Source organism: Streptomyces sp. NA02950 (assembly GCF_013364155.1).
GTDB lineage: Bacteria > Actinomycetota > Actinomycetes > Streptomycetales > Streptomycetaceae > Streptomyces.
In genome coordinates this window covers 1041116-1065559 of the sequence record NZ_CP054916.1, presented here as the reverse complement: position 1 = coordinate 1065559, position 24444 = coordinate 1041116, and the positions used below count along the sequence as shown (strand labels likewise).

Sequence of the window (24444 nt, the reverse complement as noted above, 5' to 3'; positions counted from 1 at the left end):
CGGGTGCCGATGAACGAGAACGTGTTCTCATCCTGGGCGGCCTGGCGCCGCCGTACCGCGTCCCGTCTGGTCCACCGCGGGTCGCGCTGGGTGCGGCGGGTGGGCGCGGTGACCCGGGACCGCCCCGGACCGTACCGCTTCGGTGCCATCGGCATCGGCACCCGGCTGGCCTTCCCCCAGGGCACCGTCTTCGGAGAGCCGTGGATCCACCTCGGCGACCACTGCATCATCGGCGAGCAGGTGACCCTCACCGCGGGCATGATGCCCGGCCTCGACCTCGGTCCGGATCCCGTACTGCGGCTGGGCAACGGGGTGGTGCTGGGCCGGGGCAGCCATGTGATCGCCTCCCGGACCGTGGAGTTCGGAGACGATGTGTTCTGCGGTCCGTACGTCTACGTGACCAGCGACAACCACTCCTATGACGACCCCCACCAGCCCATCGGACGGCAGTGGCCCCGCTCCGCGCCGGTGTCCATCGGCACCGGAAGCTGGCTGGGCGCCGGGGCGGTGATCCTCCCGGGGGCACGACTCGGCCGCAATGTGGTGGTGGCGGCGGGCGCGATCGTCCGCGGCGAGGTGCCCGACCACGCGGTGGTCGCCGGAGCGCCCGCCCGGCTCATCCGGCGCTGGGCCCCCGACGCGGGCTGGCAGCCGCCGCTGCGCACACCCCCGCCGAAACCGGTCCCCGCGGGGATGACGGCCGAGCAACTGATGGCGCTCGCCGCGCTGGAGCCGGACGACGAGCCGGACGACGAGCCGGCCGGCGAACCGGAGCCGGAGCGGCAGCGGCCGGAGCAGATGCCGGGGCAACGGGTGGCAGACGGCTGACCGGACCCGGGGGCAGGATGCGTCGTAGCAGGTCAGTAGAGTTCCGCTGTGCGCCGTCCCGCCGCACATCTCGCCGTCCGTCCCCTCCGGACTCCCCGAACGACGTGAGGTAGCGCCGTGAGCCCCGCCCGACTCCCCGTGACCGTCGTCGGCATCGGTGCCGACGGCTGGGACGGCCTCACCACCGCGGGACAGGACGCGCTGCGGGCGGCCGAAGTGGTCATCGGCGGCCCCCGTCAGCTGGCGCTGCTGCCACCGGAGTGCCGCGCCGAGCGGCTGCCCTGGCCGTCACCGCTGCGCCCCGCCGTCCCCGGGCTGTTCGCCGCGCACGCCGAGCGCCGGATCTGTGTACTCGCCAGCGGCGACCCGATGTTCTTCGGGATCGGCCGCACCCTGGCCGAGGAACTGGGCGCCGACCGGCTGCGGGTGCTGCCCCATCCGTCGTCCGTCTCGTACGCGTGTGCCCGGCTCGGCCGGCCGCTGGAGGAGACCGAGGTGATCAGCCTCGTGGGCCGCCCGTCGGCCGCCCTGGCCCGGTCCCTGTACCCGGGGCGGCCGCTGCTGGTGCTCAGCGCGGGCGCGGACACCCCGGCCGAGGTCGCCGGGCTGCTCCGGGACCGCGGCTTCGGCCCGAGCCGGATGCGGGTGCTGGAGCAACTCGGCGGCGAGCGCGAACGCACCGTGGAGGGAACGGCCGACACCTGGGCCCATCCGCCCGGTGACCCCCTCAACGTCATCGCCGTCGACTGCGTCCCCGCGGCCGGGACACCGCGGCTCTCGGTGGTCCCGGGGCTGCCGGACACGGCGTACGAACACGACGGCCAGCTGACCAAGCGTCATGTGCGGGCGGCCACCCTCGCCGCGCTCGCCCCCGCCCCCGGTGAACTGCTCTGGGACATCGGCGGCGGCTCCGGCTCCATCGCCGTGGAGTGGCTGCGCGCCCACCGCACCTGCCGGGCGTTCTCCGTCGAACGCGACCCGGTACGGGCCGAGCGCATCGGCCGCAACGCCGCCGCGCTCGGTGTGCCGGGCCTCGGTGTGGTCACCGGCACCGCTCCCGACGCCCTGGCCGGGCTGCCCACCCCCGACGCGGTGTTCATCGGCGGCGGTGCCACCGCGCCCGGACTGCTGGCGGCGTGCTGGTCGGCGCTGCCACCGGGCGGACGGCTGGTCGCCAACACCGTGACGCTCGAATCCGAGGCCCTGCTCGCCGACTGGTACCGCCGCCACGGCGGGGAACTGGTCCGGATCGCCGTCGCCCACGCCGTCCCGGTCGGCGGTTTCACCGGATGGCGGCAGGCCATGCCGGTCACCCAGTGGTCCGCGGTCAAACCGGTCGGCCGGCCGGCCGCATCCGCTCCAGGAGAGACACGATGACGGTGCACTTCATCGGCGCGGGCCCCGGCGCCGCCGACCTGATCACGCTGCGCGGCGCCCGTATCCTGGCCCGCTGCCGGGTGTGTCTGTACGCGGGCAGCCTCGTACCGCGCGAACTGCTCGCCGAATGCCCGCCGGACGCGCGCCTCGTCGACACCTCCCGGCTCGACCTGGACCGGATCACCGCCGAGCTGGTGACGGCCCATGAGGCGGGTGAGGACGTGGCCCGGCTGCACTCCGGTGATCCGTCGGTCTTCAGCGCCGTCGCCGAGCAGATGCGCCGTCTCGACGCGGCCGGTGTGCCCTACGAGGTGGTGCCCGGTGTACCCGCGTTCGCGGCCGCCGCGGCCGCGCTGAAGCGGGAGCTGACCGTGCCGACGGTCGGCCAGACCGTCATCCTCACCCGTATCGCCCAGCAGGCCACCCCCATGCCCGAGGGGGAGGACCTCGCGACCCTCGGCCGCAGCCGCGCCCTGCTGGTGCTGCACCTCGCCGCGCGCTACGTGGACCGTGTGGTGGCCGAACTCCTTCCGCACTACGGCACCGACTGCCCGGCCGCGGTGGTCGCCATGGCCAGCCGCCCGGACGAGCTGGTGCTGCGCGGCACACTGGGCGAGATCGCCGACCGGGTGAAGGCGGCGGGTGTGGTCCGTACGGCCGTCATCATGGTGGGCCGCACCCTGGGCGCCGAGCAGTTCCGCGACAGCCACCTCTACTCCCCGGAGCGCGAGCGCCCGCACGAGTCGTGCGACGCCGACCGCGGCTGACGCCCGTTGACGCACTTCGCCGCGGGCCGATGAGTTCCGGGCGGCCCGGCGGTCTCCCCTTCCGTAGCCTCAAGGCGAGGCGAGCGAGGAAGAGGAGCCAGTCCCGTGCGTATCGTGATCACTGAATTCATGAGTCTGGACGGCGTCGTACAGGCGCCCGGGGGCCCGGACGAGGACACCGACGGCGGCTTCGCCCACGGCGGCTGGACGCACCCGTACTTCGACCCGGAGGTGGTCGGCGGTGCCTTCGACGACGCGCTGGCCAAGGCCGAGGCGCTGCTGTTCGGCCGCCGCACCTGGCAGGTGATGGCCGCCGCATGGCCCGAGCGGAAGGACGACCCGTTCGCCGACCGGATGAACGCCATTCCGAAGTACGTGGTGTCCACCACGCTCGGCGACAAGGAGCTGACGTGGCAGAACACCAGCCTTGTCCCCGGTGACCACGGCGTGGCGCGCATCCGCGAGCTGCGCGCGAGCGAGGGTGGCGATCTGCTGGTGATGGGCAGCTCCACGCTCGCCCGCACCCTGCTGCACGAGGACATGGTCGACGAGCTCCGGCTCATCCTCATGCCGGTGATCCTCGGCGGCGGTAAAACGATCTTCCCCGGCGACGGTGCGCGGCGCCCGCTCGAACTGGTCTCCACGGTCACCAGCACCACGGGGGTGCAGGTGTGCACCTTCCGGCCCGCCGCGGAGGGACGGCCCGCCACGTCCTGAGCCCACCGCTGCCGCACGGCGCACAGCTCACCTGCACCCTTCGGCGGGCCGGGGTTCGGCTCAGCCGTCGCGTGGGCCGCGTTCGGCGGCGCGGCCCACGACCCTGCCCGCGCGGTCGATGCAGATGACGTCCACCGCGACCGGCGCGCCGCGCAGCACACCGAGCGCGGTGTCCCGGGCCGCCACGGCCACCAGATCGCCGAGCCGCACTCCACGGGCCGCGCACAACTGGAGCGCTTCCAGACCGGTGTTGGCCGTGGCCACCGCCGCCGACAGCTCCTCGTCCGCACCACCCCGGCGGGCCAGCTCCGCCAGGAAGCCCTTGTCCACCTGGGAGCGCGCGGAGTGCAGATCCAGGTGGCCGGCCGCCAGTTTGGAGAGCTTGGCGAAGCCGCCGGCGACCGTCAGCCGGTCCACCGGGTGGCGGCGCAGATACTTGAGCACCGCCCCGGCGAAGTCGCCCATGTCCAGCAGCGCGTCCTCCGGCAGCCCGTGCACCGCCACCGCCACCTTCTCCGAGGTCGAGCCGGTGCAGCCCGCCACATGCCGCCGCCCCGCCGCCCGGGCGACATCCACTCCGCGCCGGATGCTGTCGATCCACGCGGAGCAGGAGTACGGCACCACGATGCCCGTCGTCCCCAGGATGGACAGACCGCCGAGGATGCCGAGACGCGGATTCCACGTACTGCGGGCGATCTCCTCGCCGTGGTCCACCGAGATCTCCACCTCGACATCACCGGTCCCGCCGCACCGGGCCGCGACCGACGCGATGTGGTCGCGCATCATCTGGCGCGGCACCGGGTTGATGGCCGGTTCGCCGACCTCGAGCGGCAGTCCGGGGCGGGTGACGGTGCCCACCCCCGGCCCGGCCCGGAAGACCACCCCGGCGCCGGGCGGCAGCGCCCGTACCGTGGATCGGACCAGCGCGCCGTGGGTCACATCGGGGTCGTCCCCGGCGTCCTTCACCACCGCGGCCGTCGCCCGCCCCCCGGCCAGTTCCTCGGCCGCCAGCGCGAACGCGGGCCGCTGCCCCTTCGGCAGCTCGATCGTCACCGGGTCCGGGAACTCACCGGTGAGCAGCGCGGTGTACGCGGCGGTGGTGGCGGCCGTCGCGCACGCCCCGGTGGTCCAGCCGTGGCGCAGCCCGGTCCGCTCCAGCTGCGCGCTGCGGCCACCGGCCTGCTGGGCCTCAGCCACGGCCCACCCGCCGCGCATACGATGACGGGCGCACGCACGACCGCACGCACGACCGCACACACCGCCGCACGTACGGCCCCGCGCAGGACGGAAGGCACCCGATGAACAGCGCTCCGGCGCGCCACGTACTCATCCTCGGCGGCACCACCGAGGCCCGCCGCCTCGCCGAAGAGCTGGACGGCGATCCCGCGCTGTGTGTCACCAGCTCCCTCGCGGGACGGGTCGCCGAGCCGCGGCTGCCCGCGGGGCGGGTGCGGATCGGCGGGTTCGGGGGTGCCGGGGGCATGGCCCGCTGGCTCCGTGAACACCAGGTGGACGCGCTCATCGACGCCACCCATCCTTTCGCCGACACCATCAGTCTCAACGCGGCCCGGGCCGCCGCGTCCGTCCATGTTCCCCTGCTCGCGCTGCGCCGTCCCGGCTGGGTGGCGGGCCCGGGGGACCGCTGGCACCCGGCGGCGTCCCTGGCCGAGGCCGCACGGCTGCTGCCCGGGCTCGGGGAGCGGGTCTTCCTCACCACCGGACGGATGGGGCTGGCCGCCTTCGCCGAGCTGTCCGGGCAGTGGTTCCTGATCCGTTCGGTCGACGCCCCGGAACCGCCCGTCCCGCCACGCGCCGAGGTGATCCTTGACCGGGGGCCCTTCACACTCGAGGGCGAGGCGGAGCTGCTGCGCCGCCACCGTATCGATGTGGTGGTGACCAAGGACAGCGGGGGCCACGCCACCGCCGCCAAGCTCACCGCGGCACGCGAGGCCGGGCTCCCCGTGGTCGTGGTCCGTCGTCCGCCCGCCCCGGACGGCGTCGCGGTGGCCGGGGCACCGGACGAGGCCATCGCCTGGCTGCGCACGACCCTCGCCCGACCCGCGCGGGCCGGGCCGGGGACCCGGCCCGCCACCGGTCAGTCCTCCGGGTAGCGCCTCGGGGTCCAGACGATCTCGGTGCCGTCGCCGCGGCGCACCGTGCGGGTCCGGGACGAGCCGATCAGCAGGATGGTGCGCATGTCCACCTGGGCCGGGTCCAGGTCGGCCAGGCGCACGATACGGACCCGCTCCTCCGGACCGCCCACGTCGCGGCCCAGCACCACCGGCGTGTCGGGCGCGCGATGCTCCAGGAGGAGTTCGCGCGCCTTGCCGACCTGCCACACCCGGCTGCGCGAACCGGGGTTGTACAGGGCGAGCACCAGGTCGGCCGCGGCCGCCGCGCGCAGCCGTTCGGCGATGACCTCCCACGGCTTGAGCCGGTCGGACAGTGAGACCACCGCGTAGTCGTGGCCGAGCGGCGCGCCCGCGCGGGCGGCGGCCGCGTGGGCGGCCGTCATCCCGGGGAGCACCCGCACCGGCACCTCGCGGTAGGGGTCCTCGGACGCGGCCTCCAGCACGGCGGTGGCCATGGCGAACACACCGGGGTCACCCGACGACACCACAGCGACCCGCCGTCCGCGCCGGGCCAGCTCCAGGGCGAATTCGGCGCGCTCGGCCTCCACCTTGTTGTCGGAGGCGTGCCGCCGCTGACCGGGTCGTACCGGCACCCGGTCCAGATAGGTGGTGTAGCCGACCAGGTCCTCGGCGGCGGCCAGTTCACCGCGGGCCTCGGGGGTGAGCCACAGCGGACCCGCCGGACCGAGGCCGACCACCACGACCTCACCCGGCCCGGCCGCGCCCGCCTCGCCGGCCCCGCCTGCCTCCTCCGCCACGGACGTCGCGGCGCCGACGCGGCTCGGCAGCACCGCCACCGAGAAGTACGGCACCGTCGCGGGGTCGACCTCGGCCAGCGGCGCGGTGCGCTCCGCGCCCATCGTGGCCCGCTCGACGTACCGCGCGTCCGCCAGCCGCCCCGAGCGCTCCAGGGCCCGCCGTACCGTCGGGAAGGTGCGGCCGAGCTTCATCACGGCCGCGGCGTCCGCCGTGGCGAGCCGCGCCGTCAACTCCTCCTCCGGCAGGGTGCCGGGGAGGACCGTCAGCACCTCCTCGCCCTCCACCAGCGGGGCCCCGATCCGCGCCGCCGCCGCGCTCACCGAGGTGACCCCGGGGATCACCTCGGTGGGGTAGCGGTCGGCCAGGCGCTTGTGCATGTGCATATAGGAGCCGTAGAAGAGCGGATCGCCCTCCGCGAGCACCGCGACCGTGCGCCCCGCGTCCAGATGGGCCGCGAGCCGGGCCGCCGCGTCGGCGTAGAACTCCTCCATCGCGCCCCGGTAGCCGCCCGGGTGATCGGTGGTCCCGGTGGTGACCGGGTAGACCAGCCGCTCCTCGATGTGGTCGGGCCGCAGATGCCGTTCGGCGATGGAACGCGCGATGCTCCGGCCGTGCCGGGCGCTGTGGTACGCCACGACATCGGCCTCGGCGATGACCTCCACGGCCCGTACCGTCATCAGGGACGGGTCGCCGGGGCCGAGCCCCACACCGTAGAGCCGGCCCTTCTGCTGCTCGCTCACTCTGCCTCGCTCGCTATCGCGTTGATCGCGGCCGCGGCCATGGCGCTGCCGCCGCGTCGGCCGCGCACCACCAGGTGGTCAAGCGCCGCCGGATGTTCCGCCAGCGCCTCCTTGGACTCGGCCGCGCCGATGAAACCGACCGGCACACCGATGACGGCGGCCGGGCGGGGCGCGCCGGCCCCACCCTCTTCGATCATCTCCAGCAGCCGGAAGAGCGCGGTGGGAGCGTTGCCGACCGCCACGACCGCACCCTCCAGCCGGTCCCGCCACAGCTCCAGCGCGGCGGCGCTGCGCGTGGTGCCCATCCGCCGCGCCAACTCCGGTACGGACGGGTCCGACAGGGTGCACACCACCTCGTTGTCGGCGGGCAGCCGCTTGCGGGTGACCCCGCTGGCGACCATCTGCGCGTCGCACAGGACCGGCGCACCGGCGCGCAGCGCGGCGCGGGCACGGGAGACCACCTCGGGCGAGTACACGAGGTCCTGGACCAGGTCGACCATGCCGCAGGCGTGGATCATCCGCACCGCGACCTGGCTGACATCGGCGGGGAGACCACCGAGATCCGCCTCGGCGCGGATGGTGGCAAAGGAGGCGCGGTAGATGGCCGCCCCGTCCTTCTCGTAGTCGAACACTGTGCCCTCGATCATCTCGTTCCGCGGGCCGCCGCCACGGCGTCGGCCACCTGCTCTGCTGTCACGTCCACGCCTTCCGGGCCCTCGGGCGCCCCCGCCGTTTCCGGTTCGCCCCGTACGGTGATCCGGTAGCCTGCGCCGGTCGCCAGCGCGTCCACCCAGCGGCCGCCGGGATGGCCGCAGCGCCGCTCACAGCCCGAGAAGTACACCGGCAGCGGAACGGTACGGGGCCCGCCGCTCACCGGACGCGCCACCGTCCGCCCGGCGTCGGCGCGCACGTCGGCCAGCGACTTCGCGCAGCCGGGCAGCCCGGTGCATGCGCCGACCCCCAGCCACGGTGAGTCCGGGTCGGTCACCAGCCCGGCTTCGGCGAGTTCGGCCGCCGCGGCCCGGCCGCCCTCCGGGGTGAACCCCGGGAGCACCACGCCGCGCCAGGGTGTCACACGCAGCTCATCCGACCCGCCCCGGGAGGCGAGCGCGGCGAGCAGCCGCCACTGCGCGGCGCTCATCCGGCCGAGCGGTACGGCCACGGACACCGCGTGGCGTCCGTCCGGCCCGGCCACCGGCCCCGGTGCGGGGGGCCCGACCGGGCCCGGCGCGGGTGGGCCGTGTCCCGTGTCCGGTCCGACGCCGGTTACCGTGTCCGGTCCGGCGACGACGCCCGTGGCCGGTCCGAGTGCGATGCCCGTGGCCGGTCCGAGTGCGATGCCCGCGTCGGCGAGTCGCGCCGCCAATCCCTCGGCCGTCACGGCGTGTTGCCGTGGGAGCTCCGGCACCCGCCAGGCCCGGATGCCGCTTTCCTCCGCTCGCGTCAGGAATTCCAGGGCCGCCAGCGCGGCGGCGCGCGGCGCGTCCCCGGCCACCGCGACCCGCACCACGGGGCCGGTCCCACCCGCGGGGCCTGCGGGTCCCATCCGCAGCACGGCCCCGCCGTCCGGTGTTGCGATCAATGTCACATCCGCGCCCAGTGCGGCCACATCGCCCCGGCCGTCGTCCAGCGCGAACAGAAACCGCCCCGACAATCCCGACAATCCCGTCGGTTCCGTCGACTCGCCGGGCCCTGCCGCACACAGCAGCGCGTCCAACTCCCGTGCCCACCCGGGCACATCGGCGTACCCGGTGCCGTCCAGGCCGCTCAGCGGTGACGCCACGATGTTGCGCACCCGGTCATGTGCGTCCGACGGCAGCAGTCCGGCCGTCCGCAGCCGCTCCGCCAGCGGCGCGCCGCACTCCGCGGCCAGGCCCCGCAGCTGGAGATTCCCCCGTGAGGTGAGGTCCATCCGGCCGTCGCCCAGCTCCTCCGCCACCCCCGCCAGCACGTCGGCCTGACGTCCCGTCAACAGGCCGCCGGGCAGCCGGACACGGGCCAGTGCGCCATCGTGCGCCGGGTGAAGCCGCAGTGCGCCGGGGCATGCGTCATCGCGCCCACCGCGGTCCGCGGAGACCGCGCGGTCCCCGGCGGAGCGGGCCCGGACACCGGCGGCGGGCGTTTGATCCCCAGGTGGGACGGTTGTCGGGGGGAGGGGCATGGCCGCGAGCATACCGACGATTCCCCGGCCCTCTCCGTCCCGTGGCAGGTCAGCAACGCTTACTATGCTCTGCGGCGGGTCGTCCCGGCCCGCCGGACGCAACTGACGGCGTCAGGGGAGGAAGCCGGTGCGATTCCGGCGCGGTCCCGCCACTGTGAGCACGGCAGCAGCCGCGCGAGCCAGGAACTCCCGCCGTCTTCAACCCGCCCGGGGCGCGGACCCCGAGGAAGGCGCTGAGCCATGATTCTGCTGCTGTCGACGTCCGACACCGACCTGCTCAGTGCCCGTGCCGCCACGGGCCCGGTGCCGTACCGCCTGGCCAACCCGGCCCGGCTCGCCCTCGACGACCTTCCCGGCCTTCTCGAGGGCGTCGAGCTCGTCGTCGTACGGCTGCTCGGCGGCGTCCGCGCCTGGCAGGAGGGGCTCGACACCCTGCTCGCGGGCGACCGCCCCGTCGTTGTCCTCACCGGTGAACAGGCCCCCGACGCCCAGCTCATGGAGGCGTCCACGGTCCCGGTCGGCATCGCCGCCGAGGCCCACGCCTACCTCGCCCACGGCGGCCCCGGCAACCTGGCCCAGCTGGCCCGATTCCTCTCCGACACCGTGCTGCTCACCGGCCATGGCTTCGAACCGCCCGCACCCGCGCCCACCTGGGGCCCGCTGGAGCGCACCGCGCGCACGGCCACCGGCCCCACCATCGCGGTGCTCTACTACCGCGCGCACCACATGAGCGGCAACACGGCCTTCGTCGAAGCCCTGTGCCAGGCCGTGGAGGATGCCGGGGGCCGCCCGCTCCCGCTGTTCGTCGCCTCGCTGCGCGCCCCCGAGACCGAGCTGATCGAGGCCCTCGGCGCGGCCGACGCGGTCGTCACCACCGTGCTCGCGGCCGGCGGCACCCGGCCCGCCGACGCCTCCGCCGGCGGCGACGACGAGGCGTGGGACGCGGGCGCGCTCGCCGGGCTCGACGTCCCCGTGCTCCAGGCGCTGTGCCTGACCGGTTCGCGCACCGCCTGGGAGGAGAACGACGAGGGGCTCTCACCGCTGGACGCCGCGACCCAGGTCGCCGTCCCCGAGTTCGACGGCCGCCTGATCACCGTCCCGTTCTCCTTCAAGGAGGTCGACGAGGACGGCCTGCCGGTCTACGCCGCCGACCCCGAGCGCGCCGCGCGTGTCGCCGGAATCGCGGTACGACACGCCCGGCTGCGCCACATACCCGCGGCCGACAAGCGCCTTGCGCTGGTGCTCTCCGCCTACCCGACCAAGCACTCCCGGATCGGCAACGCCGTCGGCCTCGACACCCCCGCCAGCGCCGTCGCCCTGCTGCGGCGGCTGCGGGCCGAGGGGTACGACCTCGGCCCCGAGGAAGGGCCGGACGCCGTCCCGGGCCTGATCTCCGGTGACGGCGACGAACTGATCCGCGCCCTCATCGACGCGGGCGGCCACGACCAGGAGTGGCTGACCGAGGAGCAGCTCGCCGCCAATCCGGTCCGCGTCCCCGCCGCCGACTACCGCCGCTGGTACGCCACCCTGCCCAAGGAGCTGCGCGACGCGGTCGAGGAGCACTGGGGCCCGCCGCCCGGCGAGATGTTCGTCGACACCAGCCGCAACCCGGACGGCGACATCGTCCTGGCCGCGCTGCGTCACGGCAACCTCCTGATCGTCATCCAGCCGCCGCGCGGCTTCGGCGAGAACCCCATCGCCATCTACCACGACCCCGATCTGCCGCCCTCCCACCACTACCTGGCCGCCTATCGGTGGATGGCCACCCCGCGGGCCGACGGCGGCTTCGGCGCCGACGCCATGGTGCACCTGGGCAAGCACGGCAACCTGGAGTGGCTGCCGGGGAAGAACGCGGGCCTGTCCGCCGCCTGCGGCCCCGACGCCGCACTCGGCGATCTGCCGCTGATCTACCCGTTCCTGGTGAACGACCCGGGCGAGGGCACCCAGGCCAAGCGCCGGGTCCACGCGACCCTGGTCGACCATCTGGTGCCGCCGATGGCCCGCGCCGACTCCTACGGCGACATCGCGCGCCTGGAGCAGCTGCTCGACGAGTACGCCGCCATCTCCTCGATGGACCCGGCCAAGCTGCCCGCCATCCGCGCCCAGATCTGGACCCTGATCCAGGCCGCCAAGCTGGACCACGACCTCGGGCTCGAGGACCGCCCCGACGACGACGGCTTCGACGACTTCCTGCTCCATGTCGACGGCTGGCTGTGCGAGGTCAAGGACGCCCAGATCCGCGACGGCCTGCATGTCCTCGGCTCCGCCCCGACCGGCCCCGAGCGCGTCAACCTGGTGCTGGCCATCCTGCGCGCCCGCCAGATCTGGGGCGGCACCACGGCGCTCCCCGGGCTGCGCGAGGCGCTCGGCCTGGACGAGGCAGCCGCCACCCGCACCGGTGCGGACGAGGCCGAGGAGCGCGCCCGGGCGCTGGTCCAGGCGATGGAGGACGCGGACTGGGCCCCGGACGCGGTCGAGAAGGCTGTCCTCGGACTGCCCGACGAGCAGCGCGCCGCGGTCACCCCGATCCTCGACTTCGCCGCCCGCGAGGTGGTGCCCAGGCTGGCCGCCACCACCGACGAGATCGACCACGCCGTGCACGCGCTCGGCGGCGGCTTCGTCCCGGCGGGCCCGTCCGGCTCCCCGCTGCGCGGCCTGGTCAATGTGCTGCCGACCGGCCGCAACTTCTACTCCGTCGACCCCAAGGCCGTGCCCAGCCGACTGGCCTGGGAGACCGGCCAGGCGCTCGCCGACTCGCTCCTGGAGCGCTACCGCGCCGACAACGACGGCCAGTGGCCGACCTCCGTCGGGCTGTCGCTGTGGGGCACGAGCGCGATGCGCACCTCCGGCGACGACGTGGCCGAGGCGCTGGCGCTGCTGGGCATCCGCCCGGTGTGGGACGACGCCTCGCGGCGGGTGACCGGGCTCGAGCCCGTCGCGATCGAGCAGCTGGGCCGTCCGCGGATCGATGTCACCCTGCGCATCAGCGGCTTCTTCCGGGACGCCTTCCCGCATGTGGTCGGGCTGCTGGACGACGCCGTCCGGCTCGCCGCCTCCCTCGACGAGGCCGACGAGGACAACTACGTACGGGCACACACCCGGGCCGACCTCGCGACCCACGGCGACGAGCGCCGCGCCACCACCCGTATCTTCGGCTCCCGCCCCGGCACCTACGGGGCCGGGCTGCTCCAGCTGATCGACAGCCGTGACTGGCGCACCGACGCCGACCTCGCCGAGGTGTACACGGTGTGGGGCGGCTACGCCTACGGGCGCGGGCTGGAAGGGCGTCCGGCCCGCGAGGAGATGGAGAGCGCCTACCGCCGGATCGCGGTCGCGGCGAAGAACACCGACACCCGCGAGCACGACATCGCCGACTCCGACGACTACTTCCAGTACCACGGCGGCATGGTGGCCACCGTGCGCGCGCTCAAGGGCAGCGCGCCCGCCGCGTACATCGGCGACTCCACCCGTCCCGAGACGGTCCGTACCCGCACCCTCCACGAGGAGACGTCCCGGGTCTTCCGCGCCCGGGTGGTCAACCCCCGCTGGATCGAAGCGATGCGCCGGCACGGCTACAAGGGTGCGTTCGAACTGGCCGCGACCGTCGACTACCTCTTCGGCTACGACGCCACCACCGGGGTGGTCGCCGACTGGATGTACGACAAGCTGGCGCAGAGCTATCTGCTCGACCCGGAGAACCGCGCCTTCCTGGAGGAGGCCAACCCCTGGGCGCTGCACGGCATGGCCGAGCGGCTGCTCGAGGCCGAGAGCCGCGGCCTGTGGGCGGAGCCCGACCCGGAGGTGCTGGAGCGGGTGCGCGAGCTCTACCTCGAGACCGAGGGCGGTCTCGAGGGCGGCGACGACTGAGCCGTGCGCGGGGCGGCCGAGCCGTGTCCGCGGAGGACCGCGGGGGTGCCCGGCGGGACCGCGTCAGGCACGGCGGGGGCCGGTTCACGGGGACCGGCCCCCGCCGTGCGGCGGATGCGGCCCGGGGCGGTGCGCCCGGGGTGGCTCAGTTGCCCGACGGCCGGGCGGCCGCACGGACCCGGTCCGGCCAGGGCGGGCAGTTGACCAACTCGGCCCACTCGCGGTCGTAGCGCCCGGGGATCGCCCGGCCCGCGGACGCCCACCGCTCGACCAGCGCCGCATAGATCGGTACGGATGTCGACTGGTGAACGGTCTGATGAACCGTTCCTCCGCCTTCGGTGCTACGGTCCAGCGCTCTGCTCGGCTGCGGCAGAGAACGGCGTCGCATCGTCGTCGTCATGTTCGGCCAACGCGTCACGTCCCGTCGAGTCACCTTCCCCGGGCCGAGCTCACCCGCACCGGCGTGGCTTCGTACATGTCAGCGAGTCCCGGGCCCCGGGCCGACACCGGGCCCGGACCGACATTGAAAAGCGTTGCCGCATTCAAAAGGGAGAATATGGATGAGCCTTAAACTCTTTTGATAACCGTCTCCATTGCAGCCTTTGGTGAATTCCCTTCCGTGCTGTTTCAATTGCGCTGTCCCGAAGGCGATCCGAGGAGGAGCGGGTGGGCGCTCATACGCATGGGCACGGCGAGGGCCACGAGGGGCACGCACACGGGGTGGCGGAGAACGCCGACCGTCGCTGGCTGTCCCTCGCTCTGGCGCTGATCACCTCATTCATGCTGGTGGAGGTGGTGGTCGGGGTGATCGCACGCTCGGTGGCACTGCTCTCCGACGCCGCCCACATGCTCACCGACGCCGCCTCGATCGTGCTCGCGCTCATCGCGATCCGCCTCTCCGCCCGGCCCGCGCGCGGCGGTTACACCTATGGGCTCAAGCGGTCGGAAATCCTTTCCGCGCAGGCCAATGGTCTTTCTCTGCTGCTGCTCGGTCTGCTGCTCGGATATGAGGCGGTGGAACGGCTTGTCGACCCGCCCGAGGTGACCGGCCGACTCACCCTGATCACCGCACTGGTCGGGGTCGTGGTGAACATCGGGGCGGCCTGGTGCATGTCACAGGCGAATCGCTCCTCCCTCAACGTGGAGGGTGCCTTCCAGCATGTGCTGAACGATCTCTACGCCTTCATCGCCACCGCCGTCTCCGGACTCGTCGTGGTGACGACCGGTTTCGCCCGCGCCGACGCGATCGCCGCCCTCGTGGTGGTCGCCCTGATGCTCAAGGCCGGGGTGGGACTGGTACGGGCCTCCGGCCGGGTGCTCCTGGAGGCGGCGCCCGCCGGGGTCGAGCCGGACGAGGTGGGCAACCGGCTGGTGTCCCGCACCGAGGTGGTCGAGGTGCACGACCTGCATGTCTGGCAGATCACCTCGGGGGAGGTCTCGCTCTCCGCCCATGTGCTGGTCGCGCCGCGCGGCGACTGCCACGCGGTGCGGCAGGGCCTCGAAGAGGTGCTGGACCGGGAGTACGGCATCACCCACACCACCCTCCAGGTCGACCACGTCGACGAGCACACCTCCCCGCCCCGGACGGACGGTGGCCACTACGACACGGCGGCCCCGCGGATGGAGCACTGCCTCACCGCCCACGGCCCGGTGCACCGGGCCGCGCCGTAGGACCACCGCCGGTACGAACCGGCGGACCGGACCCGGCCCGTGCCTTGCCGGTGGTCGGCGGTCCGGCCGGTGGTCAGCGGTCCCGCCGGTGGGTGCGGTCGGCCGGGTCCACGTTCTCCAGCCGGACCGGCGGCAGGAACTCGGTCAGCAGGGTGCGGTGCCACCAGTCCCCACTGGCGCGCCGCTCCTGCCGGGTGGTGAAGCGGTACACATACAGCCGGGCGCGCACATGGGAGGGCGGGGCGTCGGGGAACGGGCAGAACCGCAGCAGCTTCAGCGTCGCCCGGTCGTTCACCAGCAGTTTGGCCACCAGCGGGGAGAACCACGAGCCGGCGTAGGCCGGTGAGATCCCGGCGAACCACATCATCCAGTCCAGCCGCAGGTGGTACGGGGCGTACTGGCGCGGCATCCGCCGCACATCGCCCGGCTTGCCCCGGAACTCGTACTCCTGCCACACCGTGGCCGGGGTGATCACCGGCTCGTCGGTGCCCTCGATCACCACTTCCTGCCGGCTGCGGTTGACACTGCCGAAGGCCCCGTAGGTGTTGACCAGGTGGAGCGAGTTGAAGGAGTAGTTCATCAGCTGACGGCCGGAGAGCAGATTGCGGGCGGGCCAGTAGCTGAGCACCACCACCAGCGCGGTGGCGGCCAGTACCACCCCCTGGTACCAGGCCGGGGGAGCGGCCGGGGCGGGTGGCTCGGGCAGCGGCAGCACCTCGGCCGCGAGCCGTCCGTCGACCGCGGAGAGGGCCAGCAGGATCGTCAGCCAGTTGAGCCAGGAGAAGTTTCCGGAGGCCACCAGCCACAGCTGGGTCACCACGACGATCCCGGCGGCCACACTGGCGACGGGCTGCGGGGTGAACAGCGCCAGCGGGACCACCAGCTGCGCCATATGGTTGGCCGCCACCTCCGCACGGTGCAGCGGCTTCGGCAGATGGTGGAAGTACCAGCTCAGCGGCCCGGGCATGGGCTGGGTCTCATGGTGGTAGTACAGACAGGTCAGCTGCCGCCAGCACCGGTCGCCCCGGATCTTGATCAGCCCGGCACCGAACTCGACCCGGAACAGCAGCCAGCGCAGCAGCCACAGTACGAGCACGGGCGGCGCGGTCTCCGCGTTGCCCAGGAAGACGGCGAGGAATCCCGTCTCCAGCAGCAGCGACTCCCAGCCGAAGCCGTACCACACCTGCCCCACATTGACGATCGACAGATACAGCAGCCACAGCACCAGCCAGGCCGCCATCGCCGCCCCCAGCGGCACCCGGTCCGCGGCGCCCGCCAGCACCGCCGCCGAGAGCGCCACGCCCAGCCAGCCGCAGATGGTGAAGAAGCGGTCGGAGTAGTGCAGATGGAAGAGGCTGGGCGACTCCCGGAACGTCACCCGGGCCACGAACCGCGGCACCGGCGTCAGCCCCCGCGCACCGAGCAGCGCGCGTCCCTGGCCGACCGCCACCAGAAAGGCGGTCAGATAGACGGCGGCCAGCCCCCGTTGGAAGACCAGACGGCTCAGCCAGTAGTCGGTTGAGGTGAACCACTCCATGGGGGCCGCTCCTCGGGCCTGTCGCTGCCTCGGCCTGCGTGTATCCGTACCACCTCCCACGGGTGCCCGCGGGGTGCCGGGGGCATGACTGCGCGGGAGTTCATTCGGTAGGGGGCTTAGGGGTGACGGGGTTAGGGGTTATCCGCGCCCGCTGCGGTCCGTAGCGTCGGTGCCCGGCAGCCATCCGGCGGCACACCACCCGTGTGGTGTGCCGCGGACTGCCCCACCCCCCACTCAGTGACCACAGCGACGGCGACGGCGGCGGAGACCCCGGAACGGATGCTCGCCAAGGCCGGTATCCGTGGCCGCCGTTGCGCCACCGCTCACGAGGCCGCCTCCGGTCCGGCCGTCCAGGCGGCGCGGTCGCCCGGGGCCGCGCTCATCGGGTGGCAGGGCGACGGCTCCCGCGGGTCGTGAGACATCACACCGCGGCCGGCGCCCAGGACGTGAAAGGACCATCGGCATGGCACAGCACTTTCCCACCGTCGCGGTGTTCGGCCTCGGCACCACCGGCTCCCATCTCGTGGATCTGCTGGCCCGCGGCGGCCGTCAGGTCATCGCCGTGGAGGTGGACGACACGGCGCTGCGGCGCGGCCGCGAGCGGGTGACCGCCACCGGGGACGGTGTCGAGTTCACCACCGACCCGGCCCACGCCGTACGGGCCGGGCTGGTGATCGAGGCGCTTCCCGAACGACTCGAGGCCAAGCGCGGTCTGTTCGCCCGCCTCGACGCCGACTGCCCGCCGCACACCGTCTTCGCCACCACGACCACCGGACTGTCGGTGACCGAGATCGCCTTCGCCACGGGGCGCACCGACCGTACGGTGGGCCTGCATCTGTTCCCGCTGGACCCCGGGCGCGAGGGTGCCGCCGTGGAGGTGGTCGGCACCCCGCTCACCGGGGCCGCGCTACTGGCCGACCTCGGTGAGCTGATACGTGACCTGGGGTGCCTCCCGGTGCCGGTGGCCGACCGGGCGGGTTTCATCGGGGGCGCGCTGACCATGGCGTACCTCAACGGCGCCGTCACCATGTACGAGCGGCGCTACGCCTCGCGCGACAGCATCGACACCGCCATGACCCTCGGCTGCGGACTGCCGCGCGGACCGCTGGCCCATCTGGACGACATGGGTCTGGACACCGCGCACGACACACTGGAGGCGCTGTACCGGCGGACCGGCGATCCGCGCTACGTGCCCGCACCCACCCTGACCCATATGGTGGCCGCCGGTCTCGTCGGCCGGAAGGCGGGCCGCGGCTTCTACGCGTACGGGGCGGGCGGCGCGGCTCCGATCGGCGCGCGGAGTGATCACACCCCGTCCGCGCCGGCCCGCCCGGTGCACCGGATCGGTGTGGTGGGATCGGGGACGATGGCCGTCGGGATCGCGGAGGTGTGCGCGCGGTCGGGCCGTCCGACGGTGCTGGTGGCCCGCGGTGAGCTGCGGGCGAAGGAGGCCAGAGCCGCCGTGGAGCGGTCGTTGGAGCGCGGGGTACGGCGCGGCAAGCTGGCGCCGGAGGTGCTCGGCGCGTCGATGGACCGGCTGTCGACCGGCTGCGCGATGGACGCGCTGGGCGCATGCGATCTGGTCATCGAGGCGGTGGCGGAGGACATCGACGTGAAGCGTGCGGTCTTCGCCGGACTGGACGCGGTGTGTGCGCCGGGCGCGGTGCTGGCCACCTCGACCTCGAGCCTGCCCGTCATCGAGTGCGCGATGGCCACCGGCCGGCCCGAGGACGTCGTCGGGATGCACTTCTTCAACCCGGCTCCGGTGATGAAGCTGGTCGAGGTGGCGCACACGGTGCTGACCTCCGCGGAGGCGCTGGGCACCGCCCACGCGGTCGCCGCGGCGCTGGGCAAACGCGCGGTGGACTGCCCGGACCGCGCCGGTTTCATCGTCAACGCCCTGCTCTTCCCGTATCTCAACAGCGCGGTGGAGATGCTCCAGGAGGGCTGGGCCTCGGCGGAGGAGATCGACACGGTGATGACCGCCGGACAGGGCTACCCCATGGGGCCGCTGAGGTTGCTGGACGTGATCGGGCTGGATGTGTCCGTGGCCATCCAGCGCGCTCTGCACCGCACCTTCCGGGCGCCGGAGTTGACTCCGGCCCGCCATCTGGAGCGGTTGGTCGAAGCCGGTCACCTGGGGCGCAAGGGCGGCAAGGGGCTTCACCTCCACGACGACTGAGCCTGCCGGCTGAGACCCGGCCGGCCCGGTCCGCGCACGCTCCCCGGGCGTGCCACTGACCCGGCCGACCCTGCGTCGGCGCGTCCCGCGGGCATCCCGCGGACGCGCCGACTTCGGTATGTCCGGGAACGGTGGCACGGCCATGGAACATGCCACTGGAATAGTCCTTCGGCGATCTCCAGGTCAGGAATTCAGCGATACCGGAATTGCGGAGCCGGTCGCACTCTCATTTATGGCAAGGGAATTCCGGGCGAATCGTTTCTTGTTACCACTGGCAACGGACCTAAGAAGCTCATTACTGAGCAAAACGGGCAAATGAATGTTCGAACGATGATCCTCCGGCGCGCCCTATCCGTGATCGAGCGCCGATGGGGTCAAGAAGGGGGCCGAATGTTCAGGGGTCGCCCTAGGGGGTCTCGTGTATGCTGGCCATCTCTTGTAAATGCCCACGTGAGCGGGGGTGACGCTCGGTTGACAAGACCTCTGGGGACTCCGGTGGCATTGATGTGCGCCGGGGTGGAGTGATCCGTCGGTACCGATATCCGGCGGCCATCGGACGCTCCGTCCAGAATTAGTAATTCGTTAACGGTGATTTTACGTGCGGCCATGGTGGCGTGGTCGGCAGGCGTATAGCTTGCTAGGAGGCGTTGAGCTGTCGTGTGCAATGCTTCGCGTCGCATTCGGGGGTGCGAGCAGTGGTCTTTTCGTTTGCCAGAGCTAGGCAATTCGACGCGCAATTCGAAAGGCTTCGGAGGATCTTTTCCCGGTGCCTGTCCGGTGAGACGGGCATTGTCCTGGTCGAGGGCGCCGTGGGATGCGGCAAGACCCATGCCCTCGAAGCCGTCACGGCTCATGCCGTAAAGGCCGGGGCCCTCGTCCTCACGGCGTACGGCTCGTCGGCCGACCCCGCGCCGCTCGGCACCCTGCGCCAGCTCCTCGACTCCCCGCGGCTGCCCAAGGCCACGGCCGACCGGCTGCGCCGAGCCCTTGACCACGGCGCCCTCGGCGCCGCGCGCCACCTCGAAACCGCAGGCAGCGCCACTCCCGGCGTCCCGCTGACCCAGGTCCAGGGAGCACGCGAGTTCCGCGCCGCGCTCTATGAACTCGCCACCCGCGAGCCCGTGGTGATCTGTGTCGACGAGCTCCAGCTCGTCGACGGACTGTCGCTCCAGTACCTGCTGTACCTCGCCACCCGCTCCCACTCCGCGAAGCTGCTCATGGTGTTCGCGCAGGCGACGGACAGTGAACAAAAAGACGCCGTCTTCAATACCGAGCTGCTCCGTCAGCCCAATTTCCAGCGGGTGCGCCTGGAACGGCTGTCCTGGGAGGAGACCGCACGGTTGCTCACCACCCGCCTCGGACTCCCGGATTCAACTGATGTGTCCTCCACGTGGTATGACGTCAGCGGCGGTAATCCGTTGTTGCTACGCGCGCTGATGGACGATTACCGCACCGCGGGAGCGCCTCCACGGCCAAGTCGCGCAGTAGAGCCCGTGGTCGGGGATATGTTCGTCCAGGCCGTACTCACCTGTGTCTACCGCAGCGGACACACCGTCTCCCGGCTCGCCGAGGGCATCGCCGTACTCGGCGCTTCCGCCTCCGCCGACCTGCTCGCCCGGCTGCTGAGCCTCGGCCCCGTCGGCATCCAGCGCGGGGTGGCCGCCCTCACCGCCGCCGGTCTCATCGACGGACTCGCCTTCCGCCACCCCTCGGTCGAGGCGGCCGTGCTGGAGGACATGGACCCCGACCTCCGGCTGGACATGAACCGCCGTGCCGCCGTACTGCTGCACCAGGGCGGCGGGGCGACCCTCGCCGTCGCCCGCCACCTCCTCGCCGCCCAGTCCGCCGACGAACCGTGGGCCGTCCCGCTGCTGCGGGACGCCGCACAGCAGGCACTCGCCGAGGACGACGCGAAGCTGGCGGTGGCCTGCCTGGAACTGGCCTACGCCGCCTGCGACGACGAGGAGTTGCGGGCCGGCATCAGGATCGGGACCGCCGGCATCATGTGGCGGCTCAACCCCTCGGCCTCCGAACGGCTGCTGGAGGAGCCCCTCGCAGCACTGCGCGCCGAGCGCCTCCCGGCCTCCCACATCGGGCGGCTGATCGAGCTGCTGCTCGCCCACGGCCGGATCGAGGAGGCACGCGGCGCCATCGGCCGGCTCAACGCCGCCATGAGCGGCACGGCACCCACCAACCTCTCCCAGTTCCGGATGACCGCCCGGTGGGCCCAGGACTCCGGCGCCCAGGGCACCGGTACCCCGGAGCGCACCGCTGAGAGCGCCACGCGGCAGGGCACGGAGGGCGGGGCGTTCCGCGCGCCGTCCCGCTCCCGCGCGCCGTCGTCACTGTCCACCATCACGGCCGCGTTCACCGGATTCTTCGGTGGTGGGGAGCGCGAGGAATCACCGGTCGCCGCCGCCGAGAAGGTGCTCGAGGTCTCCCCGCTGGCCGACGCCACCTTCGAGTCCATCGTCAACTCGGTGAACGCGCTGGTGTACGCGGGCCGTCCGGACAAAGCCGCACCCTGGTGCGACTCGCTGATGGACGAGGCCGAGCGGCGCCGGTCGCCGGGCTGGCGGGCCATCTTCGCCTCGATCCGCGCCGAGATCGCGCTGCGGCAGGGCAATCTGATCGAGTCCGCCGCGTACGCCACCACCGCACTGGACATCGTGCCCGGCCGGGACGGCAGCGTCTTCATCGGCGGCCCACTGGCCAGCCAGATCCTCGCATACACGGCGATGGGCAAGTACGACGCGGCGGCGCGCCAGCTCAGCCGACCCGTCCCCGAGGCGCTGTTCCGTTCCATCTACGGACTCGGCTACACCCGCGCCCGGGGCCGCTACTACCTGGCCACCAACCGTTTCAACGCGGCGCTCGGCGAATTCCTGATGGCGGGCAAGCTCGCCCAGCACTGGGACCTCGACCAGCCCGCGATGCTGCCCTGGCGCTCCGACGCCGCCGAAGCGTGGCTGGAGCTGGGGGAGCGGGAGAAGGCCGCGACGCTGGTCTCCGAACAGCTCTCCCGGATCGGCATGGGCGACCCCCGGGTCCGCGGCGTCTCCCTGCGTTTACTGGCCGCGGCCGGAGACCACGAGCACCGCTCCCGGCTGCTCGGCCAGGCGGTGGAGGAACTCCAGTGCTCGGGCGACCGCCTGGAGCTGGCGCGCGCCCTCGACGACCTCGGCGGCGCCCTGCGCACCTCGGGCGACCACGGCAGGGCCAACGCCATCACGGGCCGGGCCTGGCAGATGGCCAAGGAGTGCGGCGCCGAGGAACTGTGCGCCCGGATCCGTCTCGACTCCGGCCTGGAGGCCGGGGACCCCAGGCCGGTGGTCCAGACCGTACGCGGGCCGCTCGGCGCGAAGACGACGGTGCCCCCGTCCCTGGGCTCGAAGCTCAGCGAATCCGAGGCACGGGTCGCCGCCCTCGCGGTGGACGGCTCCACCAACCGCGAAATAGCCGCCAGCCTGTACATCACCATCAGCACGGTCGAACAGCATTTGACGCGGGTCTACCGGAAGCTGAATATCAGAAGCCGTCAGGAGCTGCCGTCCGCGCTGCGCGCGGAAGTCGATGAAATCGCCTGACCTCAGAGCCGCCGCCGGACATGTCCCGGCGGTGCGCCGAGAGGTGGAACAGGGGTGGCCGCAGCACACGGCCACCCCTGTTCCACGACCACCCCTCAATACCCCCCTATCACCCCGGCAGGCCTGGAGCGGCGGCATGCGGCGTTGATAGCTTCGGGCCGCATGAAGGGCATAGTCCTCGCCGGAGGCAGCGGCACCCGACTGCATCCCCTGACCCACGCGGTGTCGAAGCAGATCCTCCCCGTCTACAACAAACCCCTGGTCTACTATCCGCTGTCGGTGCTGATGCTCGGCGGCGTCAGGGAAATCCTGGTCATCTCGACCCCGCTCCATGTGGGATTGTTCCGGGCACTCCTCGGCGACGGCACCCAATTGGGCCTCACCATCGAATACGCCGAACAGGCCGAGGCCAACGGCATCGCCGAGGCGTTCATCATCGGAGCCGAGTTCATCGGCGACGATCCGGTGGCGCTTGTCCTCGGCGACAACATCTTCCACGGCCCCGGCTTCTCCAAGATGCTCCACCACGAAGCAAGTACCGTCGAAGGCTGTGTGCTCTTCGGCTACGGGGTCAAGGATCCCGAACGCTACGGCGTCGGCGAAATGGACGAACAGGGCCGGCTGATCTCCCTGGAGGAGAAACCGGCCCGTCCCAAGTCCAATCTGGCGATCACCGGTCTCTATCTGTACGACAACGACGTCGTGGACATCGCCAAGAACGTCCAGCCCTCCGCGCGCGGAGAATTGGAGATCACCGACGTCAACCGCGTCTATCTCGAACGGGGAAAGGCCCGGCTGGTCAGTCTGGGGCGCGGATTCGCCTGGCTGGACACCGGAACCCATGACTCGCTGCTCCAGGCCGGCCAGTATGTACAACTCCTGGAACAGCGCCAGGGAGTGCGGATCGCCTGCCTCGAAGAGATCGCCTTCCGTATGGGCTTCATCGACGCCACGGCCTGCCATGAACTCGGCGAGCGGCTGAGCAAGACGGACTACGGACAATATCTCATGGATATCGCGGCCAATCACCGCTGAAGGGGTCTTTAGTGCGCATAGTTGTGACCGGCGGCGCGGGCTTCATCGGCTCCCACTTCGTCCGCCGGACGCTGACCGGGGCGTACCCGGAGTTTGCGGATGCCCAGGTGGTGGTGGTCGACAAGCTCACCTACGCGGGGAACGAGGCCAACCTGGCGGAGGTCGCCGACAGCCCCCGACTCCACTTCGTCCGCGGTGACATCTGCGACGGAGAACTGGTCCGAGAACTGCTGCACGGCACCGATCTCGTGGTCCACTTCGCCGCCGAATCACATGTCGACCGCTCGATATCCGGGGCCGAGGAATTCGTGCGGACCAATGTGATGGGAACCCACACGCTGCTCAACGCGGCGGCCAGCGCAGAAGTGCGCAAACTTGTCCACGTGTCCACGGACGAGGTCTACGGATCCATCGACAGCGGTTCCTGGACCGAGGACCGCCCGCTGGAGCCCAACTCGCCCTACTCCGCCTCCAAAGCATCGTCCGATCTCCTCGCCAGGGCATTCCACCGCACCCATGGACTTCCTGTCTGTGTGACCCGCTGCTCCAACAACTACGGCCCGTACCAGTACCCCGAGAAGGTCATTCCGCTGTTCATCACCAACCTCATGGACGGCAGACCGGTACCTCTGTACGGCGACGGTGGAAATGTCCGTGACTGGCTCCACGTCGACGACCACTGCCGAGGCGTCGCCCTGGTCGCCGGAAAGGGTGAACCGGGCGAGGTGTACAACATCGGCGGCGGCACCGAACTGACCAACCGCCAGCTCACCGAACAACTCCTCGAACTACTCGGGGCCGACTGGTCGATGGTCGAGAACGTGCCCGACCGAAAGGGCCACGACCGCCGCTACTCGGTCGACATCACCAAGATCTCGCGACAACTCGGCTACCAGCCCGAGGTGTCCTTCGAAGAGGGTCTCGCGGAAACCGCCACGTGGTACATGGAGCACCGCGATTGGTGGGAACCCCTCAAGGAGCGCTGACCGCGGGACCCGGATTCCCCATTGATGTCCTGGGCCACCCCTATCCACAGGTTAGGGGTGGGAACGTTAGGGGTGGTTGGGGCCACCGGCATGCCGAT

At 72.2% G+C, this 24444-nt stretch carries 18 protein-coding genes and 1 riboswitch; of the genes, 12 read left to right on the top strand and 6 right to left on the bottom strand.

The genetic code is table 11. The features are described 5' to 3' along the window. The first annotated feature begins 9 nt into the window (after positions 1–9). From HUT19_RS04230 to HUT19_RS04215, 4 genes are all read left to right on the top strand, one after another. A complete protein-coding gene (locus HUT19_RS04230; RefSeq protein WP_176179138.1) occupies positions 10–828 on the top strand; it encodes a DapH/DapD/GlmU-related protein in 819 nt (272 codons plus the stop codon). A gap of 117 nt (positions 829–945) precedes the next feature. After that, the gene (gene cbiE, locus HUT19_RS04225; RefSeq protein WP_176179137.1) at positions 946–2205 is read left to right on the top strand and encodes a precorrin-6y C5,15-methyltransferase (decarboxylating) subunit CbiE; all 1260 of its coding nucleotides are present in this window, start codon (positions 946–948) and stop codon (positions 2203–2205) included. Continuing rightward, a complete protein-coding gene (gene cobM / locus HUT19_RS04220; protein ID WP_176179136.1) occupies positions 2202–2972 on the top strand; it encodes a precorrin-4 C(11)-methyltransferase in 771 nt (256 codons plus the stop codon). The genes cbiE and cobM overlap by 4 nt, the downstream gene beginning before the upstream one ends. 105 nt (positions 2973–3077) lie before the next feature. Continuing rightward, positions 3078–3689, top strand: coding sequence for a dihydrofolate reductase family protein (locus HUT19_RS04215; protein WP_176179135.1), 612 nt, complete (start codon positions 3078–3080; stop codon positions 3687–3689). Between the two features lie 60 nt (positions 3690–3749). Here the strand turns inward: HUT19_RS04215 and HUT19_RS04210 are convergent, their stop codons facing one another. Beyond that, positions 3750–4886, bottom strand: coding sequence for a cobalt-precorrin-5B (C(1))-methyltransferase (locus tag HUT19_RS04210; RefSeq protein ID WP_254885432.1), 1137 nt, complete (start codon positions 4884–4886; stop codon positions 3750–3752). Positions 4887–4987: 101 nt separating this feature from the next. Between HUT19_RS04210 and HUT19_RS04205 the strand changes: the two genes are divergently transcribed. After that, positions 4988–5800, top strand: coding sequence for a cobalt-precorrin-6A reductase (locus HUT19_RS04205; RefSeq protein WP_176179133.1), 813 nt, complete (start codon positions 4988–4990; stop codon positions 5798–5800). Here HUT19_RS04205 and HUT19_RS04200 read toward each other — a convergent pair. Genes HUT19_RS04200 through cobG form a run of 3 tightly spaced genes read right to left on the bottom strand, consistent with a single transcriptional unit; the run spans position 5785 to position 9481 of the window. After that, positions 5785–7320, bottom strand: coding sequence for a precorrin-2 C(20)-methyltransferase (locus HUT19_RS04200; protein WP_176179132.1), 1536 nt, complete (start codon positions 7318–7320; stop codon positions 5785–5787). The two genes, HUT19_RS04205 and HUT19_RS04200, sit on opposite strands and share 16 nt — an antisense overlap. Continuing rightward, on the bottom strand, positions 7317–7967 hold the full coding sequence (locus HUT19_RS04195) for a precorrin-8X methylmutase (RefSeq protein ID WP_176179131.1): 651 nt from the start codon (positions 7965–7967) through the stop codon (positions 7317–7319). Before HUT19_RS04195 ends, HUT19_RS04200 begins: the two co-directional genes overlap by 4 nt. Beyond that, complete coding sequence (cobG, locus tag HUT19_RS04190; protein ID WP_254885431.1) at positions 7964–9481, bottom strand: precorrin-3B synthase; 1518 nt, start codon at positions 9479–9481, stop codon at positions 7964–7966. Before cobG ends, HUT19_RS04195 begins: the two co-directional genes overlap by 4 nt. A gap of 58 nt (positions 9482–9539) precedes the next feature. Continuing rightward, positions 9540–9690: riboswitch (cobalamin riboswitch) on the top strand. A gap of 31 nt (positions 9691–9721) precedes the next feature. Here cobG and cobN point away from each other — a divergent pair. After that, complete coding sequence (gene cobN / locus HUT19_RS04185) at positions 9722–13348, top strand: cobaltochelatase subunit CobN (protein ID WP_176179129.1); 3627 nt, start codon at positions 9722–9724, stop codon at positions 13346–13348. A gap of 145 nt (positions 13349–13493) precedes the next feature. Here cobN and HUT19_RS04180 read toward each other — a convergent pair whose 3' ends face one another. Continuing rightward, complete coding sequence (locus tag HUT19_RS04180; RefSeq protein ID WP_176179128.1) at positions 13494–13736, bottom strand: hypothetical protein; 243 nt, start codon at positions 13734–13736, stop codon at positions 13494–13496. A gap of 278 nt (positions 13737–14014) precedes the next feature. Between HUT19_RS04180 and HUT19_RS04175 the strand changes: the two genes are divergently transcribed. Next, the gene (locus HUT19_RS04175) at positions 14015–15019 is read left to right on the top strand and encodes a cation diffusion facilitator family transporter (RefSeq protein ID WP_254885430.1); all 1005 of its coding nucleotides are present in this window, start codon (positions 14015–14017) and stop codon (positions 15017–15019) included. 73 nt (positions 15020–15092) lie between these two features. Here HUT19_RS04175 and HUT19_RS04170 read toward each other — a convergent pair whose 3' ends face one another. Continuing rightward, entirely contained in the window at positions 15093–16556 is a 1464-nt protein-coding gene (locus HUT19_RS04170; RefSeq protein WP_176179127.1) for a lipase maturation factor family protein, read from the bottom strand. A gap of 237 nt (positions 16557–16793) precedes the next feature. Between HUT19_RS04170 and HUT19_RS04165 the strand changes: the two genes are divergently transcribed. The 5 genes from HUT19_RS04165 to rfbB all read left to right on the top strand — a co-directional run bounded on the left by HUT19_RS04165 (position 16794) and on the right by rfbB (position 24346). Next, on the top strand, positions 16794–16973 hold the full coding sequence (locus HUT19_RS04165; RefSeq protein ID WP_176179126.1) for a hypothetical protein: 180 nt from the start codon (positions 16794–16796) through the stop codon (positions 16971–16973). A 46-nt stretch (positions 16974–17019) separates the two neighbouring features. After that, positions 17020–18738 carry a 3-hydroxyacyl-CoA dehydrogenase family protein gene (locus HUT19_RS04160; RefSeq protein WP_176179125.1) on the top strand — a complete coding sequence of 573 codons (1719 nt, stop codon included), beginning with the start codon at positions 17020–17022 and terminating at the stop codon, positions 18736–18738. Positions 18739–19397: 659 nt separating this feature from the next. After that, positions 19398–22325, top strand: a complete 2928-nt coding sequence (locus HUT19_RS04155) for an AAA family ATPase (RefSeq protein ID WP_368661680.1) — start codon at positions 19398–19400, stop codon at positions 22323–22325. Positions 22326–22487: 162 nt separating this feature from the next. Beyond that, positions 22488–23360: a glucose-1-phosphate thymidylyltransferase RfbA gene (rfbA, locus tag HUT19_RS04150; RefSeq protein WP_176179123.1), complete on the top strand. Its 873-nt coding sequence runs from the start codon at positions 22488–22490 to the stop codon at positions 23358–23360. Between the two features lie 11 nt (positions 23361–23371). Continuing rightward, on the top strand, positions 23372–24346 hold the full coding sequence (gene rfbB / locus HUT19_RS04145; RefSeq protein ID WP_176179122.1) for a dTDP-glucose 4,6-dehydratase: 975 nt from the start codon (positions 23372–23374) through the stop codon (positions 24344–24346). Positions 24347–24444 lie beyond the last annotated feature (98 nt).